Origin of the sequence: Achromobacter deleyi (assembly GCF_013116765.2) — a bacterium.
GTDB classification, from domain to species: Bacteria; Pseudomonadota; Gammaproteobacteria; order Burkholderiales; family Burkholderiaceae_B; genus Achromobacter; species Achromobacter deleyi_A.
Genome location: NZ_CP074375.1, coordinates 5,599,794 through 5,621,157, shown reverse-complemented (window position 1 = coordinate 5,621,157; position 21,364 = coordinate 5,599,794). Strand labels below are relative to the sequence as shown.

Sequence of the window (21,364 nt, the reverse complement as noted above, 5' to 3'; positions counted from 1 at the left end):
ACCCTGCTGGCCGTATACCGCACGGAAGCCCAACGACCGACGATCTCATTGCTCACGCCAGGAGTTTTGGCCTACACCGAACGGGGTCGGACGATGGGCGAAACGTCCGAACCTGAGCCCTTGCAAGCACCACCGGGATCTGCCGAGTTCGCTGGAGAATGCCAATGAATTCGTGGGAAAACCTGAGTGCCAGGCACCTTAAATCGTTAAATTTCTGAGCCGTCTCGACTCTCGGCTGGGCCTGTTAGCGAATGATGCAATTTCAGATTGCCTAAAACAAAAAAAATTCTGCCACCCCTGATTTTAAGGATGCACTATTTTATAACCACCGCCACTCCAAGCATCGAACTGCAATTTCCCGCGAGCATATAAACCAATTAAAACATCGGCTTCGCCTAAAGGAATCGCATCTGGCTTAATAACTTCGCCCGGGAATTTTAGCTCTTCAAGGCGCTTGACCACTTCTTGCTTCTGCTCCTCGAACTCATCCTTGCCCACATAAACCAGTAATGGGCTAGCAAAAAAAACCAGATAGTCACCCTCTTTCATGGGGTAAACTTTGAAATCGGCAATTCTTCGCGCCTCTTTCATGGCTCCTGCGATGGTTTCATCCAAGTCCTCGACAGGTTGCAACATGAGGCACGTCCCCGCATGGAATTGAGCAAACGTCGCTTCATTATCCATATACTTCATGACTTGATTAGAAATCAAATCCTCGGGAACCCGTCCCGAGGGTTCCCAACTCAATCTATAAACATCAGTCATGGTTTCACCGGATATTGAATGTGGATATACCCCGGGTCAATATAACCAGGAGCAAGAAACTCTCCTTCAGGCAACCCGAGCCCTCTATTCACCCCGTTGGGCGAATTGAACTGACTTTGCCAATTATACTTGAATGCCTTGGCCTGATTCCCGCTTGGCACACGGAACTCAGTCACCCAGCCAGCTTGATTCTGCAAATCGCCCCTCGCAAAATACTCTGCCACTCTGCGATCATTAGAAACTGAGACAAATGGAGAACCATCGTTGTAGATCGAATGGTTTTTAGCTCTAAGCGCCCAAGTGTCATTTTCCAAGCTATTCAAGTAGCCTTGAGTTTGAGGCAGCCCCTTTTCTGCAGCCATTGATGAAAAGAACTCCGTTCTTTGGGCGGCATCCCCTCTAAAGAAGGTTTCATATTTAACCGGCCCAACGAATTCAGGTGCAAACACATCACCAGAATACGGTTTTGCCGACAGTCGAAGAGCGGTGCGCTCTACTGCTGTGTCCGCAATGGCGGTTACTGATCCGCGTAGCCCCCCAGCCCATCTGGTGGAAGCAAAGCCTGCGGCGCTAAGGCTCAACCCTCCACCTACAAGCGCCGAAGTCCCCCCCCTGATTCTACCGGCGTCGTCACTGGTGAAATCATTCCACACCCCCGAGATGCTCTCCCACGGATGCTCCCAAAAACTCTCCAGCCCTTGAATCATTGCTTCGGATTGGTTCACCGCCCAATTCGCCCGGCTCTCTGCAGTGCCTACTACGCCAAAGCTCATGCCCATAGCCTCAGCCTGACCGGCAGCTAGATCGTACAAACCCGCGCCATGAGCGAGCAAGCGGCCTCCAACAGTTATCCCATGAAGCTCAACTTGCCCCTTACCAGCAAGCTGTGACAGCCTGACGGCCTCTTCCGTCGGTGACGGCAGGTAGTCCACCATCGTCGTGCCGCCCGCCGCCAGTTGAATTAGCGGAACCGAAGAATCGAAGCTAATCGGCCTTTCAGGTGGAATATCGTTCGAACCCGGTAGAGTCGAAGCAGGCAGCCTCATGTCTCCCTGCGCCAACTCTGCCCGCAGTTTGGCCAGAGGAAGGCTGCCCTGATCTCCTATCACGGGCATTGGAGCAAACGCCTCAAGGTCTTGTGCAGTTACTTTCACCCCGGTGCCCGCCTGTCTGCTCGAAGGCTGTTGACCACTCTGGACTGCCCGCATCTCATCCACCAACGAGTTCCCCAGCGCATTCCCAAATGCATCGACCGCGACCTGCACGTAGTTCGCCTTGCCCCCAGACAGCACCGCTGCCGCAACACCTCCCACCGCTCCCGCCACAAATCCACGCGTCAGCCTTTCACTAAACAATGACGCATTCGGGAGCAGCTCGGATGCGACCGCCGATCCCACGCCGGCCCCGATCCCCGCCGCCGCCACATTGTTCCAACTGAATTTGGACTGCAGACCCGTCGCCATGGCGATACCCTGCGTGATCGTCGAGCTCACCATCGATCGTCCCGCCAGCTCGAGCGCACGCGCGCCAGTTGCGGTGCTGAGCGTATCAATCCCGCCAAACCCGACGGAAACTCCCGCTGTCACGGCGGTCGACACGCCGCCTAACGCCACGCCGGCCCAACTGAACTTGGCCTGAGCGCCGATTGCCATGCCGACTCCCTGGCTCACGACGCTCCCTACTGCCCCCGCGGCCAGGCCAATGCCTATGCCCATGCCTATGGTCATACCAGCGGCGCCCGTCAATGCCGCGAACCCCGCCGCCATCGTCGCTCCCAAGGCCGTGGTGGTCCCGACAGCCGCCGCAGTGGCAACGGCAGCAGGCGCCATCAGCCCCGCCGTAAACACCGTCGCCACCACCGCCACCACCGCGACAAAGATCTTCCCGATCCCTCCGCACCCGCCTCCGCCGCCGCTATCCGCTTCCGGCACCGGCATCGTCGGCGTGGTGTCGCCTATCAGCTTGCCCGGGTCGTACGGCTTGAACGTCTTGTAGTCGTTGTGGTTGCCCGTCACCCGGTTCGGAATCGTGACGGTGGCGCCCACGCGCAGGTCGCGGTCGCTCGCCAGGCCGTTGGCCTCGGCGACCAGATACCACAGCCGGCTGTCGCCGTACGCCTGCTGCGCAATGGTCTGCAGCGTGTCGCCCGCCTGGATCCGGTACGAGCCCGGACTGGCCGAGGGATTGCCCCCATCAATCGGACGGAACGACGGCGAGAAGTCGTCCACCCCGGCGCTCGGACCCGTGGTGCCCAGCAGCTCGCCGTTGACGATCAGCGACCGCATCGTCGTGCCGTTCTGCAGCCGCATCAGGATCTTGCCGTTCGCGTCGTTGACCAGCGTCTGGTTCTTGCTGCTGTCCTTGCTGTCCACCACACCGATCATGTTGCCGTTGACGTCGTACTGGTACGTCGTCTGGCCAGGATCCAGCTGCGTGCTGACTCCCGACAGCGTCGCCTCCCGATAGCCCTCGTAGCGCGCGTGCGTGTAGGTATAGGTGTTGGTGTAGGACGTCCCGTCCCACATGTCCATGCGGTACTGGGTGACGTTCCCTGCCTGGTCATAGCCCGTGTAGGCGCTGTTGTAGCGGCTGGCAAGACCGCCCGCCGTCATGTGCATCACGCGCACGTTGGCCAGGCGGCCCGCCGCGTCGTACATGTTGCGCTTCTGTTCGTTTGCCAGGCCTGATCGGTCGAAGAAGGCCTTGCCCAGCGACCCGTCGATACCGCTCATCACGACGCGGTCCGCGCCGTCGTAGTAGCGCGCGTCCAGCAACATCCGGTCGCGGTGCAACGTGGTCAGGCGGTTGAGCGTGTCGTAGGTATAGGCCTCGGTGGTGAAGCCGGCGGCGGTGCCGCCATCGTTGTAGATCCGGTTGTCCCAATACGTGTCGCTCAGGCGGTTGCCGTTCGCGTCATAGCTCAGCTTGTGGCCTTGCGTCGCGTTGATCTCCAGATTGGCGTTCACGCCCTCAACCGTCGTCTGCCGGTTCATGGAGTCGTACCCGTACCAGTAGTCGCGGTTGCGCCACGTGTCGGACGCGTCGGTGTACTGCGTCTGCACCCGCGTGCGGTTGCCGTTGGCGTCGTAGTCGATGTTCTGGCGCAGATAGCTGTCCGAGACCTGCCGCAGCCGTCCCAGCGCGTCGTACCCCATGATGTTGTTCTGGTAGACGCCTCCGCCTTGCGTGGTGCGCTCGCGCACCTTGTTGCCCGCGTGATCGTAGGAGAACTCCGTGATCTTGCCCATGGCGGCGTCATGGATCCGCGTGACCTGACCCGCGGCGTCGTAGCTGTAGTTCAGGTTCTGGCCGCGCGTGTTCGTCTGCGTCAACAGCTGGCGGGCGTAGTCGTAGGTGTAGTAGTACTTGGCGCCGCCGATGTCGGTGTGCGCGACCAGACGACCGAAGTAGTCGTACGCCCAGGTCGACGCGTTGCCATTGCCGTCAGCTTCGAAGGTCTTGTTGCCGCGCGCATCGTAGGCCGTGCGCAGTTCGGTCCACAGCCCGGGCTTGCGCACGCCCGTGACGTTGCCGCGCAGGTCGTAGCGGAAGTAGGTCGTCTCGCCCGCGCCGTTGGTGGAACTGAGCTTGTTGCCCAGTTCGTCATAGGTCACGCTTTCGATGACGGTCTTGTAGCCGGTGTGGACAAGGTCCACGGCGTTGCCCGCGATGGCATAGTTGGCGACCGCGGCGTTGGAGGTGAGGATCAGGCGGCCGATATTGTCGTAGGTATACCCGGTGGTATTACCCAGGGCATCCACCCATGCCACCTTGTCGCCCAGCGCGTTGTATTCATAGCGGTAGACCCCGCCATCGGCATGTGTCTCGCGCACCCGGTTGCCGCCTGCGTCATATTGCACGCCGTTGACATTGCCGTTGGCATCGCGCGTGGCGACGTTGTTGCCCGCTGCATCGTAGTACAGGTAGGTGGACGGCCCCGCCCCGACGACGCCATCCGAGTTCGGACGAACTTCGGAAGTGATCTGGTTGTTGGCGTTGTAGGTGTAGCGCGTGATCCAATAAGGGGATCGCGGGTCAGTCACCGTCAGGACATTGCCCCATCGGTCATAGCTGCGTTCGACCGTAGGCCGGCTGGACTGCGGCCCGCCATTGGCGCCTACGGGCGACCACGACGCCACCACGCCCAGCGCGCCGGAGCCGCTGATGCTGATGGGCTGGGGATAACTGGCCGTCGTGCTGCTCAGGGCGTAGCTGGTGGGCCGGCCCGGAACCACGTAGCCGGGCACGTAGGTCGCTGTCGTCTGCGACATGCCAGGCAGGTACTCGACGGCATTTACCCAGATCTGCTCGGAACGCTGTTCCTGGCGGTACTCGGTCCTCCAATAGCCTGGCGTGCCACCCCCCCCTTCTCCGCCCTCGCCGCCTTCTCCGTTGCCGGTTGGCGGCACCCAGACCTGATACGGCACGGTCACTGTGTAGTAGCGCGTGTAGTAATAGCCAGGGATGGTGGCCGCCTGCGAGATCACGCCAATGCGGTGCTTGCTCGGCTCGGAGGCGCCGTAGGGGGTATAAACCAGATCGAACTCATAGTTGCCGGGCGGTAAGCGGCCCAGGCGAACCCAGTACGTCATGCCCCCCGAACCGGACTCGCCTCCCTCTCCGCCCTCGCCGACGCCCCCGCCACCGTCGGCCGAGCCAAATGGCAGCCCTGTCGAACTCTTGTTCATGGCCACCGAATGCCAGGCGCCGCTGCCTTGCAGGCGATAATTGAGCACCGCAGTGCCGATCATGTCGCGCCAATCCGTGGCGGTCCAGGAAATCCCGGTGGTGGCCACATCCAATTGCAAGTTCTGATGGATCGGCGGGATTCCCACCGGCGGCACCCAGCGGTCCGGAATGGCGGCCGCCTTGTTGATGACTCCCGTGGCATGCGCGTAGGCCGCGCCCGTACCCCGGTCGACCAGCAGCAGTTCGTACTCGTACTGGCCTGGATTCATGGGGACCCAGTCCACGCCGTCATGGCCTGCGGTGCGGGCCGTAACGGGCAGTTGCGTCCATGCGCCGCCGCCCGCAGGCCGAAAACGGAACTGCGCGTCTACGCCTGCTCCGAACGACGGCCAGCTAAACACATCATTGCCAACGGCGCCAAAGCCCATCGCGCCGCCGACCGAGGCAAGGCTGGGCGCCGTCAGGGCCAGCGTGCCGGTGCCTGTCACCTTCACGACGCCATCCCGCGCGATTTGCGACACGCGGTACTCATAGTTCCCTACGGCCAGGCCCCCCGCGTCATATCGCAAGGAGTTGCCGTAGTGGATTGTTCCGACCTCGCTCCAACCCCCATTGGGAACGCGGATTTCCAGCTTGACGTACGTGCCGGGATCGACCGGCGCAGCCACGTCGATGAAATTGCCGGTGTTGCCGAACGTACCCTGTTGATTGATTACGGTCTGCCAACTGCCGTTGACGTCTTTCTTGTAGACCACCATTTCAACAACGCGGCTGACGCCTGCATCCGTCGTATTGGTCGCCGTGCCGTCCCAGCTGATCGTCACACCCGAGGTGGCCGCGCCGGAAGGATAGTCCTGGGTAATGCTGCGGCGGGTGCCGCCCGCGCTCAGATAGGTCATGACCACCCGTACGTCGCCATCGCCCAGGCCTGCCAGGCTCGTCCATCCCAGCTGGACGCTGTTGGTGCCGCGCCAGGCAGGCGTGCCAGGATCCACCGGTTGACCGGAGCCGGATTCTCCCCCCTCGCCGTCGCCGCCCTCGTTGCCGCCCGTCCCCTGTTTGGGGATGTAGTAAAGCGTGGCCGACGAAGCAATCGACGCGTAGGTGAAATCGCGATTGACGGTCACCCCCCCTTCATAGACCGTCCGTACCGGCGCTCGGGTTTGCAGAACGTTGCCCAGCAGGTCGTACAGCACCTCCTCGCGGCGCAGGTTGCTCATATTTGCCGCCTGCTGGATGGACCCGATGGCGGCGACGTTGACGTTGCTGCCCCCGGCCCCGTCGCTGGTCATGCTGGCCGTGGCCTTGCCCTGCAGGTTGTACAGCGTGATCTGGTCTTTGCCGTCCTTGGCATTGGTTCGCACTACATTGCCGGCGTTGTCGTACTGGTAATACTCCTGCTGTCCGCCGTTGACCCCTCGGCGTATCACCTCGCCGAAGGCGTTGTATTCCGTGACAGTGTCAGACCAGCCCGCCTCCTGCTGCGAGACATCGAAGATCCCGGAACCGTTGGCCTGGCTGTTGCTCCCTTCCCATTTGCTGACCCAGTTGCCCGCAGCGTCCTGCTGCCATACCCGCAGATAGCTCAGTTCGGAGATCCCGCCCTGTTGCACCCGATAGTCGCTCCAGCTGATGGAGACACCCGAAGCCGCCGAGGCAGCGCCGAAGTCCATGGTCCGGCTGGTCGCGACACTGGGGGAGCCGTAGGTGATGGTGGTCCCTCCCGGGGATACCCCGCCCTCGCCGCCTTCGCCGCCGCCCTCATCGACGATCGTCTCGGAGTACAGCGTGTTGACAGTGCTGTAATACACCTGGACCCGCACCAGCCCGCCGCTTGCGTCGATCAATGACGACCAGTTCAGGTTGATGGTGTTGGTGCCGGTCATGACGTACTTGTTGGTCTGCCGGAACTCCTTGCTGGACGACGCCCATCCGGTCTGGATGCCGTTCTTCAGCACGGACGTCGAAGCCGGATCGATGACCCGGGTCTGATTTCCCAGCCTGTCGTACTCGTAGGCCTGGAACCAGGTCTTGACGCTGCCGTCGTTGCCCGTCACGCCACGCCATTGCTTGGCCATCTGGCCCGCAGCGTTGAACGACGCGAACGAGCTCTTGCCGTTGGCATCGGTCGTCTGGATCTTGTTGCCGCGGCTGTCGTAGCGCGTAACGGTCGCGCGATTCTGGCCCCCGGCCGCCGCATAGGAAAACTCGTTGGCGCTTGCCGCGCCGCCGCCGTGCTGTATCGTGGCCACGACGTTGCCCAACGCATCGTGCTGGAAGGTGGTCAACGGGGTCAGCACCGCTCCGGAAACCTGGGCGGTGCGCGTCGGCTCGGCAATGGCCGTGACCCGGCCCAGGGCGTCGTAGTAGGTATAGGTGGACGCGCCATTGGCATCCGTGATGCGCGTACGATTGCCCAGCACGTCATACCCAAACGTCGTCTTCAAGTCTCCCCTGCCCGCCACGCCGTTCGACTGCGTGCTGTACTCGACCCCCACCCGGGTTTCCGACGTATTCCGGCCCAGCGCATCGTAGGTGTAGGTCAGCAGCCGGTCGCTCAGATCAGTCACCGGCAGGGTATAGGACTTGGCATCCCACACGCTGGCGGCCTTGGCGTACTCGCGCACCGATGTCTTATTGCCCAGTCCGTCATAAGACATCGTGGTGACGTAGCCCAACGCATCCACCTTCGCGGTCACATTGCCGCGGCGGTCGTAGTACTGCGTCGTGGTGGCCCACACCCGGGACACGGGGTTGACCAGTTCGTGCACGGCAACGGCCTGCCCGAAGGCGTCGTACTCCGTGCGCGTGAGCTTGTTGCTGGTGAAATACTGGGCGCCTGCCGCCGCCGATGAATCGTAGGCGTAGATCTGCGACTGACTGACCTCCACGGCGCGGCCCAACTGGTCATAGCTGGTCACCACGCCGCGATCGCCGCTGTGATCAACTCCCGCGGCATTGACGAAGGCAGCCACGGTCTCAGCGGTCAGCGCGGCATAGCCCTGCACCGTCAGCCACGTCTTCGCGGCATAGCGCAGGCGCAGTGTGACGTCGCCCTGGGCGTTCCGGTCGTACTCGGTGACATAGCCTTCGGCGTCGACTTCGTACTTCAGCGCGCCGTTCTTGTCGTAGACCTTGTAGCTGACCGCGCCAGCAACATCACGCCCGACGACCGCATTGCCGAATGCGTCGTACAGCACATCGGCGTGCAATGCGACACCGGCGGTCTCTCTGCGCCCGGCGACGCCGGATGCGCCGTTGGTGAGCAAGTTGTCCGCCTGGGCGTTGTAGACGTCCACCGGCTCGAATGTCGTGCGTATCTGGCGGCCGGCGGCATCGAACGCATAGCGGGTCGTCCGGGCTTCCGGGCGCCCGTCCGCCTCCGTGCGGGCCACCAGGTTGCCCAGCGCGTCATAAACGTTGCGGGTCACCATGGAGACCGATTGGGCGCCTGTCACCACCAGGTTCCCGGCGCCGTCCAGCACCGTGCCCACGGCGTTGATCAACGGCGATTTCTCGACGGTCAGCCGGCCCGCGGCGTCGTATTCATAGGTCCATTGGCTACCCGCCTTGTTGACGAAGCTGAGTTTGTTTCCCACGCCGTCATAGGTATACGACTCGGACTTTCCCAGCGAGTCCGTGCTACCCAGCAGGCGCCCGGCGGTGTCGTACACGAAGGAATCCACCCGGTCCCGGGTGTTGTCCGACGTCAGCACCGCCGCCAGCTCCGCGGCAGTCGGGTTGCCAGTCAACGGTACGCCCGTCGCATAGAGGCGGCTGCGTACCACGTTGCCGCGCGTGTCGTATTCCAGCTGCGTGACAAATCCAGCCGCGTCGATCTTGTACAGCGGCAGCCCGGTTGCGCCGTACACGCTGCGGTCGTTGCGGTCCTGCGAGCTGGCCGCTGGCAGGCGCGCGCTCAACGCGTCCAGGCTCAAGCTGGCCATGTCCGCGCCGCCCAGACCGCTGCCCGTCAGGCGCTCCGCATAACGCAGGACAGACAGGAGATTGCCGGCGGCGTCATAGGTATTGCGCACCACCCCAAGCTGCGCGTCTATCATCAGGACGGCGCGGTCCGCGGCGTCGTACGCCGTGGTGGTGGCACGGTCTTGCGCGCTCGGGGACAGCGCGCCCAGCATGGCTTGGGCCAGGCGCGGCACGTTCGCGCCCAGGCGGGTCGCGTAACTGAGCACCTGCACGACGTTGCCGTTCGCATCGAGCACCCGGCGCGTCGCCGCGCCCGTCGGATCCACGGCCAGAATCTGCCTGCCCATGCCGTCATAAACCCAGTCGCTGGCGCGATCCTTCAAGCTGCCCTGGACGCTCCGGGGGTCGGCCGTTGGGGCGATCGGCGTCGCATACTGGATCTGGCGTACCAGATTCCCGGCGGCGTCGTAGATGTTCTCCGTCACGGCGCCCAGGCCGTTCATGACGTGGGTCAGCCGGCCGATGCCGTCATAGGCGTTCACGGTGCGCACGTCGCGCGCCGCATCCGCCACCGTGGCAAGCGCTGCGTCGACCGCCGCGGCGGTCAGCACTACGTTGGCGGGCACCCGGACCGCATAGGCGATGCGCTCCGTGACCTTGCCATTGGCGTCGTAGCGCTGGCGCACCACGGCGCCCGTACCATCCACCTGCAGCACGACGCGGCCGAGGCCGTCGTAGACCATGCGCTCGCGCTGGTCGTAGGCAATATCCACCGCGGGCGTGGCAGGCATGCTCACGGTCCCGATGCTTGCCGCGGGAAGGCGGTTGGCGTAGGCGGTGCGTTCGTTGACATTCCCGCTGGCGTCGTAGCGGTATGTCACCACGGAACCCAGCGCATTCACCGTCATCGCCAGCCGGCCGTCGGCGCCGTAGTAGCGATACTCAAGCTGATCCGTGGCTTGCTCCGTCAGCAAGCCGCGGACCTCGGCCTCGGTGACGCTTTGCCCCAGCCCGGCCAGGGAGATGGGCGCGGCATATCCGCGCGCGACCGTCAGCCGGCCTGCGGCGTCATAACGGCTTTCGGAAACCGCACCCAAGGGATTGATCTGAAAGATGACACGGCCGGCCGCGTCCAGCACAAAGCGGGTGACGTTGCCGTTCGCATCGACCGTCGCCACCTGACGGTTCGCACCGTCATAGACACGGGACACGGTGATGTCGCCCGGGCTGGACGGTACGGCGGCCGGATCGCTGCCCGGGGCCATGCGGGTGGCATGGCGCGTCTGTGTCAGCAGATTTCCTGCCGCGTCGTAGACGTTGTGCGTCACGGCGCCCAGGCCGTTCATGGTGTATGTCAGCCAACCCGCCGCGTTGTAGACGTTCACGCTGCGCTGGTCGCGCTGCGCATCGGCCAGCGACGCGATGGCGGCCTCCAGGGCCGCGGCGTCAATACGGGCGTCCCCCGGACCCGTGGTGTAGGCCGCCGGCTCCGGGTCGGCTTCCGCGCCCAGGCCATCCGGCCCGATGACGGCCACCGGGGCCGGGGCCGGGGCCGGGTCGCTAGGCGGAAGCCGAGCCGCGTACTCGACGCGTTCGAGGACGTTGCCGTTGGCGTCGTAGCGCAGGCGCACCACGCCGCCGGCGCCATCGATCTGGAAGATGGCCCGGTCCAACGCGTCGTAGACGGTGCGCTGATGCTGGTCGTAGAAGGAATTTGGCTGGGGAGCGTCCGGCATGGAAGGCGCGCCAATGAACTCGGCCGGCAGACGGTTCGCGTAGGCGGTCCGGTCGATGACGTTGCCGTTTCCGTCGTACCTGTATGTCACCACGTTGCCGGTGCCGCTCACGGTCATCGCAAGGCGGCTGGCGGCGTTGTAGTAGCGATACTCGGCGATGTCAGCCGACTGCGGCTTGAGCAGCGCGCGCAGCTGGGCTTCGCTGGGAAGCGGGCCGGCGGCGGTCAGGTCTACCGGCGTCGCGTACGAGACCGTGCCGATGATCTGATCTGCCGCGTCGTAGCGGGTCTCGACCACGTAGCCGTTGGGATTGACCGTCATGACAACGCGGCCGCGCTGATCCAGCGCATAAAGCGTCTTGGCGCCGGCGGGGTCGGTGCGGGCAATGAGGCGGTCATTGAGGTCGTAGCTGTAGACGGTCTTGATCGCCAGGCCAGAGGGGTCCAGCGTCTCGGAGTCCCTACGCCCCAGGCTGTCATAGGTGTAGCGGGTCACCACGCCATTGGGCGCCGTCACGGTCAGCTGCTGGCCCGCTTCGTTATAGGTGTAGCGGGTCACCAGGTTCAAGCCGCCCGCATCCACCGCGGAAGACACAATGCGCCCGGTCTTGTCGAACGTCACCACGGTCTGATGACCGGCGGGATCGATCGTCTGGTACTGCCGCCCGAATCCGTCGTATCGGTATTGCGTCAGCGAACCCAAGCCGTCCGGATCGACTTCGCGGCTCAGCCGTTGGCCCACCGCATCGTACGTATAGACCGTCTTGACGCCACGGCCGTCCACGCTTTCCATCAGGCGTTTCAGTTTGTCGTAGGTATTGGTGACAACCGTGCCGCCATCTTCGGTGCGGAGCAAGTTGCCATCGGCGTCGTAAGCGTACTTTGTGGTGTTTCCGTTTCCATCGCGCACTTCCACGGTCTGCCCGAAAGCATTGTGGATGGTGGTGACCGACACCCCGTCCGGGGTGGTCATCGTCACGCTGCGGTTCTTGAGATCGTATGCGTAGGTCGTGCGCCGGCCCAATTCATCGATGCGGGCCAGTACATTGCCGAAGGCATCATAGGCCGTGATTTTCTGGTCGAATGCGTCATACGTCAGGACCTCGCGGCCAACCTTGTCGTACCGGTGGTTGACGGCAGTGTTGTAACCGTCGCGCACCGCAGTCACGCGACCGAACGCGTCATACTCTCGCTTGGTCTTGCGCCCGTAGCCGGTTGCATCCTCCGTGAGCTCGGTCAATCGTCCCAGCCGGTCATATGCCATCGTGTCCGTGCGGCTGATCGCGGCGGATATCTTGGACAACCGCAATATCTCGTTGCCAAAGGCATCGTAGATATGCTGAATGACGCCTCCGGCGGCGTCGGTTTCGATCGCCACCTTGCCGTCCAGCGTGTAGCTGTAGGTCGCGCGGATATCCACGTCTGTATTGCTCTTGGCGGCAATGGCGACACGCAGGGCGTCATTGACCAGCCCGCCATTCAGGCCTTGCAGGGAGATGGCTGTTCCATACTTGATCGTCTCCACCAACTGGCCTACGTTGTCGTAGACGCGCTCCTCGACATAGCCCAGGGCATTGACGGTGTGAGTGACACGGCCCGCCTGGTCGAAGTAGTACAGCGTTCGATGGCCCGCCCCGTCCATCATGGACGTGCGCCGGCCGGCCGCGTCGTAGGTGTAGGTCGTGCCGTGATCTCTCCAGACCTGGTCGACCTCGGCCTGCGTCATCTTTTCGTGGAGTTTTGCCGCGCCCTGACCGGACAGCTCGCCGATCAGCCGGCCTTGCAGGTCGTAGCGAGACAACAGGCCGCGCGCGTTCGCCATTCCCGCCGCCTTGACCGTGGAGGTCAGCCGGCCCATCTTGTCGTAGACGTACAGCGTCAGCGAGCCCTCGGAATTGCGCTCGGAAGACACCTGGTTCAGGCGGGTATAGGTAAACGCCCAGACCTGGTCGGCGGCACTGGAGGCCGGACGCAGCTGCGCAAGGGTTGACGCCGGCGTCGCGCCGGTCACTGCGGTGGCGTAGCGAACCCTGGTGGTCAGGTTGCCGCTGGCGTCATAGACCGATTCCGTCAGGTAGCGCTCGCCATCCACATGCCCGACCACCCTGCCGTGCGAGTTGTACAGCCAGTACTCGCTGATGTCGGCGGTGGAGGCCGCCGGCTTGATGCTGTCGAAGGACGTGGTGCCTGTCATTGCGGCGACCGTTGTCTTTTTCGCGTACGAGATCTTCTGGACCTGGCGGCCCGCAGCATCGTAGACGTACTCGACAGCCGCCCCTTCCGCATCGACCGTGCCGCGCAGTTTGCCATCAGCGGTGTAGAAGTTGAATGTCTTGGCGTCCGCCGGCGAGGCAGTAACGACTGCATGCTCGGGGCGGCTGGGCTGCGCAACGTTCCAGGTCGTCATGCGGTTGGCATAACGGATTTCTTGAATCAACCGGCCGGCGCCGTCGTAGCGGTACTCCGTGATCGCATTGGTCGCGTCGATCGTCTTGGCCAGCCGGCCCGACGTGTCATACAGGTTCCACACCGTGGCGGCGCCAGTAGCGGGCACCACGTTGCTGATCCGCGGATTCAGCGCATTGCCTTGCGCATCGACCAGCCGCTCCAGGTACGCTTTGCCGGAGTACAGGTTCGTGCGCCACAGCTGCCCGGCCGCGTTGTATACGTATTCGGTGGTTGCGCCGGTGGCGTCCACGTCGCCGACTTTGCGTCCCAACTGGTCGTAGATCATGTAGGTGCGCGCCCCGCTGGGGTCGGTCGTCATGATCAGGTTGTCGTTGTTGTCGTATGCGTACTTGGTCTCGCCCAGATTCTGGCCAGCCGCGGACTGCGCGATCACGCTGACCTTCCGGCCCCCCATGTCGTAGGTCGAAATGCTCTTGAGACCGTTGGCGTGCGTCACCACCACCCGGTTGCCGGCATCGTCGTATTGCGTGTAGCTGACGTTCCCCAGCGCGTCCTGCGCCGACAGCACGCGGCCCAGGCCGTCATAGGTATAGGAGGTGGCGCCGCCGGTAGGCGAGATAGTTGTCAGCAACCGGCCCGCCTGGTCGTAGACGTAGCGCGTCAGGATCTGGTTGCCGTCCAGCACGCCCTCCCCCGCGCTGTTGACCTCCTGGTAGGCAATCGTCTGCTGCAGCAATCCGCGGTAGTCGTAGACCGCGTCCACGCGCGAGATCCGGCTCTTGTCCGCCGCGCCTGCCCAGGCAATCATCTGGGCCTCGCTCGGCGCCGTCGCGGTCGTCAGACCCGTCAGCGGATGCACGCTTGCGGCATACTGCAGTGTGCTGGTCCGCTCGCCGAAGCCGTTGTACCGATATTCGGTGACATTCCCGGCAGGGGACAACTGGAACCGCAGGTGGCCCGCGGCATCATAGACATAACGCGTGGTCAGATCGCCGTAGGCGCTGCTGCCGTTGGGCGACATGGGCACGACATAGGCGTTCTCCGCGATAAGCCGGTTCTGGCCATCGTAGGTCCGCGTTACAACGTTCCCCGCCGAGTCCTTCCACAGAATCTGGTTTCCCTGCACGTCGTACGCAAGGTCGATCACCTTGCCCCCAGGCTCCGTGATCCGGATCAATTGCCCCGAACTATAGGTGTAGTTCACGGTGTGATCATTGCCGCCCACGCCCGCGCCGACAGCCCGGACGCTCGTGACATTGCCGGCGCCGTCATAATGGAAATAGGTCATCCCGTTCTGAGGGTCGACCATCCATGACTGGCCTGCATTCGGGTTGTAGCCGTAGCGGGTCACGCGACCCAAGGCATCGACGGAATGGGTGACCTTGTAGGTATTCCCAACTTGCGTGTAGCCGAACGACACCTGCGTGCCGTCGCTTTGCGACACCGATGCAATACGGTCGCTCGTGCCGTCATAGGCGTAGAAAGTCTGAAATACCTTACCGTCCGCAATGGAGTTGTCTTCCGGTGACAGATCCACCACTACCGCCGACAAGCGGCCCAGGCTGTCATATCCGTAGCGCACTCGAGTCTGCACCACCTGCACGCCATGTTCGACAGTGGCCGTACGGATCTGGGTCAGATTCTGGCCCGAATAGTCGTAGAACGTGATGCCGCCCCCGGCGTCCGTGACACTGGCCAACTTGCCGTTGGCACCGTAGGCGTACGTTCGCGTATTGCCGCTGATGTCCGTCGCACTCAGGATCCTGCCGGCTCCGCTACCCTCGTAGCGTTCGGTCAACCCCGTGGTGCCATCTTTCCAGACATACTGACCCGACGAGGCATCCATCGACAGATGGTCATGGGCCTCGGTACCCTTGGCCGAGTAGTAGGAACCGATGCTGGCGTTGTAGTAGAAGAGCTCTTCGGATCCATCGTCGTCGACCCGGATCATGGTGCTTCCTGCCTGGTTCAACTGCCCCACCAGGCGCACCTTCTTGAGCGCCGACCCGATGGACCACCCATCCGCGTTCCCCAGATTGCCCTGGCTGTTGTACGTTCGAACCGATCCGAACAATGACCCTACGCCGGCCAGTTGGTCGTCCAGGCTGCGAAAGACCAGATTCCCCGTCGAAAGGTTGACATAGACCTGCTCCGAGCTGCGACCCAGATTGGCGTTGCCGACAGCTCCCCGCTCTCCCAGTATCCCCAGGGAGGTCAGGTTCAGGCCCAGGCTGTTACCACTAACGATCGCGACCATATCTCGGAAGTCCTTTCAGTTGTTATTTCCGGCCGCTCATTTCGAGGGCGCACTGTCCGTGATCAACTTCTCCATCGGACGGGTCGGCGGTTTAGCGCCCCGGCTTGGTCTTTCGCAATGTCGCCTCACCGGGGCTAAACCGCCGCGGCACCAAGCGGACAAGTTGTATGAGCCGGCGGATGGCCGGTCTTTTCACCCCTGGCTGGCCGTCAGGCACGCCAACGCACCCAAACCGGAGAAACCATGAGCCAGACCCCCGCCACCACGCCGCAGCCTGTCGCCGGCCAGAACGACCCCAAGCGCTTCACGTGGACTGCTTCCAGCGAACAGCGCCGCAGCCAGGCCATGCCGGTTCCAGCGGGCAGCAGCGGTAAGTAACTCGCGAGGCCCGGCAGGCGAACCCGTTCGCCCGCAGCGATCTGCCATGCAACTGGATCTTCCCCATGTGTTGATGCCCGGAAGCCTGCTGCATGGTTCCACCCTGCAATGCCGGCAAGCCTCCCGCACGGTGTCCATACAGGCGCCAAGCGTTGTCTTGCGCGCCCTGTATGACTTCGACGGCGTGTTGACGCCGCGCCGCTGGCTGGACTCTTGTCGCAAGCGGCAATGGGATCTGCGCGCGGCGACTGCGCTGTTGCAAGCCCTGATCGAAGAAAAGGTGCTGGTCTGCATCCATGACGTTGCACGCCAGCTCTGGTCGCATGCGGAAAACCCCAGGACGATGGGGGAAGCGCCTCCTCCGGCGCAGCTTCTGCAGATGGCGGCCGCCGCTCAGACCCGACTGTCCGACGCCCCCGGCGCCGGCGCCATCACGCTGGACAGTGGCGATCTTGCCGCCGATCTGCATCGGCTGCTGCGCGAGCGCGTGTCCGGCCGCAGCTTCGGACCAGAACCGCTCTCCCCCAAGGTGGTGACCGCCGTGCTGTGGGCCGCCGCGGGTGTCGTGCGCGACCGCGACCGCCTGCGTTCCGTCACGCCCTCTGCCGGAGCGCTATATCCACTGCGGCACTACTATCTCAATTTGCGGACGACCGGCGCATTGAACGTGGGCGCGTACTCGCTGTCCGCGGGAGACGGCGCACGTCTGCACTACACCCCGCTGGAAGCTGATTTATCGTCGCTGCAAGCTGCGTTTTCTTCGCCGGACCTGCTGGATCGGGCACAAGGCATCCTGGTCATTGCCGCGCAGTTCGCTGACAGCGCCAGAAAATACGGACCCCGCGCGTTGTCCTATGTCCCGCTGGAGGCAGGGCATGCTGCCCAGAACGCATTGCTGGCGGCGACCGCCTGCGATTGCCAAGCTGTGGAGATAGGCGGATTTCTGGAGCGGGACCTCGCAGCCTTGCTGGGCTGCGGAGACGACATCGTGCCGGTCACGACAGTGATTCTGGGATCACGCGGCGCGCCCGAGCCCACGGATGTTCCCGCGGAGTTTGAATGGGTGGATGCACGGGATTCCGAAGGCGTGCGCGCCTTTTTCTTATGCCGCGCCAGGCAGGATGCTTTGCATCCCTGGTCCTGGGGCCGCGACACGGACGCAGCGCGCGCGCGTCTCAAGGCCACCATGGAAAGCCGCGAGCGCGCGGCCTTATGCAGCCCGCAAGGACTCGTCAAGGCGCGCCTGCAAGACCTGCCGAACGCCATGGATCCTCGCGACGTGCTGCGGTATGGCGCGGCGCAGTACCGGCGCGCGGGCTTTCCGTACCGCCCTTTCGACCCGCGGGCGGAGTATTTGTGGAAGGCGGCGCGAAACGTCCTGGAAGATTCCCCCTGCTTCATGCTGGCCGACCTGATTTACCTGGAAGAAGGCCTGGCCGCGCACAACCGGCCGTCCCGCTACACCAGTGCCAACACGTCGGGCGCCGCCGCACATACCTGCGCTGAATCCGCTCTGGAAAACGCGGTCCTGGAGCTCATCGAGCGCGACGCCTTCATGCGCCTGTGGCTGGGCGTACCCGCCATCGCCGTTCAGGAGCAAGAGCTTCCTGCCGCGCAACAGGCCAGATTGCATCGGTTGCGCAGCGCTGGCATGCGCGTGGTACTGCGCGATATCGGCCACGCCTATTGCCCAGTCGCCTTCTGCTTTGCGCAATCCATGGAGCAACACTTCACGCGCGTGGCAAGCTGCGCCGGCTATGACTTCGAAGCCGCAATGGACCACGCACTGATGGAACTGGAAGCGCAGGTCTACATCATGCTGCACAACCCCAAGCCGCCGCCGATTCGTGCGGCGCATGTCCGCGACGCATCCGACCACGCGACGCTGTATAGCCAAAAATCTTCCTTCAGGCGCGCCGACGCCTTGGCCGCCCCGGCGGACTGCCTGCCGGCCGCGCGCGATCTGGCGCAAGACTGGCCGACCCTGACACAACTCCTGCGCCGCGACGGCCAGCAACTGATTGCCGTTGACCTGAGCGATGGCGCCCCCCTGGGCACCCCCACCATCAAGGCTTTCATTCCCGGGCTTATCCCCATCAAGTTCGGAGCCGGCAACGAACCGGCCGGCCAACCCGCCTATCTTGCCTTGCGCCAACCAGGCGCCAAACAGCGGCGTGGCCGGGCGTTTCCACATCCCTTCAATTGATAGGCAACGACCATGTCAACTTTCTCCGTCCAAGACGCTCCCGACGAGCTGACCATCGTCCAGCACCTGAAGGCCCATACCCCATTCGCCGAGGCCAGTGCCGCGCTGAACGACAAGACTTCATCCCAGCTGCTGGCGATACCGCTGCCCCCCGCGCTGTATCAGGGGCTGCAGGACGCCGCGCACCAGGCCATCGAGGCGCATGGTCTGCACGGCTGGCTTTCGGCGGAGGGACGGCATCACGACCACAACTATCAATCCCTGTCGCTGGTTTACAACCCCGACATGCATGAACCCGGCGTGGAGAACGTGCACCAGTCCACCTTGGGCACTTCGCTCAATCCCATCAACGAGTTCTTCTATAACTCGGTGCAACGCCATCGGGGCCTGAAGAACACATATTTCGATTCCTACGGATTTCGCGTCCGGACGCCCGCGGCCCGACTGGGCGAGCTGGGTAAGTTCCTGGACCAGTGTGGCCTGACGCTGATCCGCTCGCGCTTGTCGGTGCTGATCGGCGAACGCGGCATCACCGAGGATTTCATGGATGGGTGGCATCGCGACGAACCCGTGTTCGAGAACCTGCGGTTGAACATCCCGTTGACCTCGGACCCCGCATACCGTCTGCAGATCGAACACGAGAAGGACACGCCGCAGCCGGACTCCGACACAATGACGGAACATTTCCTGGCGCCGGGTTACGCCTATACGTTCAACACCAACGTTGCGCATCGGGTGTACGTGAAGGAGCCCAGCAGCACGCCCCGGATCCACCTTGTCCTGGGCTTTTCCCCCTGGTTCGACCATGATGCCGTACAGGACCACTGGCAAGCCAATCCGCACTTCGGCGCCACCCATCCATTCGATCTGCTGCGCGGCGGAAAACTGCACCCTGCCCTGAAGGCCCAGGCATGAAAAGAAACATCGTTCTGCTCTCTTCCTACAGCCGGGAAAGCGCGGCCAAGGAAAAACAATACCGGGCCGCCGCCGATGCGCTGAATCTGCAGGTGGCGGACTATCCGGATTCGAATACGCTGGGCGTCTTTGCCTGCAGCGACTTCCGCAGCGTGGATGCCGCCAATCTCGCCGCGCTCCACGGCGTGGCGGGGCCTGAAGTGCTGGCGACGATGATCGCCACCCAAAAGTCCCTGGCCTACCGGTTTTTCGCCCAACGAGGATTCTCAACCCTGTGGGCGCACGCCCCGTTGCGCGCCGAAGACCTGAAGCTGGATGTGTCTTACGCCATCATCGTCAAGCCGGACAAGGGAAGCGGATCATTTGCCGAACACCCCTGGGCCTATCAACGCTACGAAAGTCTGCGTCACTTCCACGACTGGCTGGTCGAGCGGGAGTTGCTGGATGCTTTCCTGGCCTATCAGAACGACCCGAACTCCTGGTATGGCCGCTACCTCACGATGGAGTACATCGACGACAGCGACGTGTACACCGCGGCGGCCGTCGCGGGCCCTGAGAGCATTGCGGTGTACGAAGGCGGACGTTTGCGTTTTACCCGCGACACGCTGCAATGTGAATGGATGCTGATTGGCGACCGTCATCCGCGCCACGAGCAGATCAGCCGGATGATTCAGGCGCTTTTCGACATAGGCCTGCGCCAATCCGTCATCTACATCCAATGCGTCGAAAAGAATGGCCAGTTATGCGCCATCGACATCAACCTGCGCCCTGGCACGATGCCCGACCGGGCATTCCATGGTCTGGGCCTGCCTTACTATCGCGCCGCGCTGGCCTATATGCTCGGGATGGCCGACACATTGGATTTCACCTGGGTCGCCCCCTATGTGGGCATCCGGCGCGCGGTGTTACCCTTGGAACACGGGCGCCGCAAGGTCCAATTCGGCGCCGGATGCGTCCCTTTGATTGAAGAGGTTGCCTACGATTCGAACCGCCCATTCGATCTTGGCCACGCATGGCCCATGTTCGCCGTCAGTGGACAGGACGGCGCCCATTGCGCCCGACTTGCGGAATCGCTGGTCCGCGAGATGCGGCTGTCGTCGCTGGCCCCCTCTGACGCTTCCGTCCGCCGTACCGATTCCCTATGACTACCCCCAATCCCCCCCTCCAGTTTCTCGAACAATACGCTCTGGCGCTTGAAGACGGCGACAGCGAACGCGCACTCGATATCCTGCGCCAGGCCCACGAAGACCACCCCGCATCCGGACCGACGCTGGCGCTGCTTGCGGCCCAGCAGATGCAAATGGGCGCGCCGGACGCCGCCGAGGCGGCGTTCATCGGTGCCCTTCAGCGGGACGCCTCCCTGTCGACCGCGCGCTTCCAGCTTGGCTTGCTGCAATACACCAGCGGCCGGCCACAAACCGCCTTCCAGACTTGGCAACCCTTGGAGTTGCTGGGCGAAACCCACTATCTGGTGCTGTTCAAACGCGCTTTCGCGGCGCTGGCCATCGACGCATTCGAGGACACCCTGCTGCTCTTGGACAAGGGCATGGCGGTCAATCAGGAAAATACGCCGCTGAACCATGACATGCGCATGCTGGCCGGTCAGATCGAAACGCTACGCGCCAATACCCCCAACGCCCCCTCCGCCCCCCAAGACGAGGCCGCGACCCAGTTCGTCCTGGCATCCTACAAGCAGAACCTGTAGAGCCAATCATGATTGACGGCATTGGGCGTCTGGCCCAGCTTATCCAGCAGCGCACCGTTTCGGGCGCGCGAACTGGAAACACCGGCCGTGCGGGCAAAACCGCCACGGCCCAAAAAACCGCGGAGCCTCCTGCGTTTACCGAGCTGCTCAGACGGGTCGCCAGCCTGGCACCCGATGACCAGGACCGCGAACGCAAGGCGTTCCGATATTTTCTGGAAGCGGCCCTGGTCTCCGATCTGGGCACGAACCTGATCAACGACCCGAAGTTCCATCAACTCGTGGATATCGTGCAGCAACGCATGGAGGCCCAACCCGAACTGCTGGCAGCCAGCAAGCGCGCCGCGCGTCTGCTGCTGGACATCCCCAGCGGGCCCTAGG

General features: G+C 63.2%; 8 protein-coding genes. 6 read left to right on the top strand and 2 right to left on the bottom strand.

The features are described from left to right. Window positions 1-303: 303 nt before the first annotated feature. Entirely contained in the window at window positions 304-765 is a 462-nt protein-coding gene (locus HLG70_RS25485) for a hypothetical protein (protein WP_171668016.1), read from the bottom strand. Then, a complete protein-coding gene (locus HLG70_RS25480) occupies window positions 762-15,782 on the bottom strand; it encodes a LysM peptidoglycan-binding domain-containing protein (protein WP_213697138.1) in 15,021 nt (5,006 codons plus the stop codon). The genes HLG70_RS25485 and HLG70_RS25480 overlap by 4 nt, the downstream gene beginning before the upstream one ends. A gap of 243 nt (window positions 15,783-16,025) precedes the next feature. On the opposite strand from HLG70_RS25480, the gene HLG70_RS29660 reads away from it, so the two are divergent. Genes HLG70_RS29660 through HLG70_RS25455 form a run of 6 tightly spaced genes read left to right on the top strand, consistent with a single transcriptional unit; the run spans window position 16,026 to window position 21,363 of the window. After that, window positions 16,026-16,160: a hypothetical protein gene (locus HLG70_RS29660; protein ID WP_267970720.1), complete on the top strand. Its 135-nt coding sequence runs from the start codon at window positions 16,026-16,028 to the stop codon at window positions 16,158-16,160. Between the two features lie 46 nt (window positions 16,161-16,206). Then, entirely contained in the window at window positions 16,207-18,366 is a 2,160-nt protein-coding gene (locus tag HLG70_RS25475) for a YcaO-like family protein (RefSeq protein ID WP_171662825.1), read from the top strand. 12 nt (window positions 18,367-18,378) lie between these two features. Continuing rightward, complete coding sequence (locus HLG70_RS25470; protein ID WP_171662826.1) at window positions 18,379-19,281, top strand: hypothetical protein; 903 nt, start codon at window positions 18,379-18,381, stop codon at window positions 19,279-19,281. Beyond that, window positions 19,278-20,426, top strand: a complete 1,149-nt coding sequence (locus HLG70_RS25465; protein WP_171662827.1) for a hypothetical protein — start codon at window positions 19,278-19,280, stop codon at window positions 20,424-20,426. The genes HLG70_RS25470 and HLG70_RS25465 overlap by 4 nt, the downstream gene beginning before the upstream one ends. Then, window positions 20,423-20,986, top strand: a complete 564-nt coding sequence (locus HLG70_RS25460; RefSeq protein WP_171662828.1) for a tetratricopeptide repeat protein — start codon at window positions 20,423-20,425, stop codon at window positions 20,984-20,986. The genes HLG70_RS25465 and HLG70_RS25460 overlap by 4 nt, the downstream gene beginning before the upstream one ends. A gap of 8 nt (window positions 20,987-20,994) precedes the next feature. Further along, window positions 20,995-21,363 (top strand): hypothetical protein, encoded by a 369-nt coding sequence (locus HLG70_RS25455; protein ID WP_171662829.1) that lies wholly within the window; start codon window positions 20,995-20,997, stop codon window positions 21,361-21,363. The last annotated feature ends 1 nt before the right edge of the window (window position 21,364 follow it).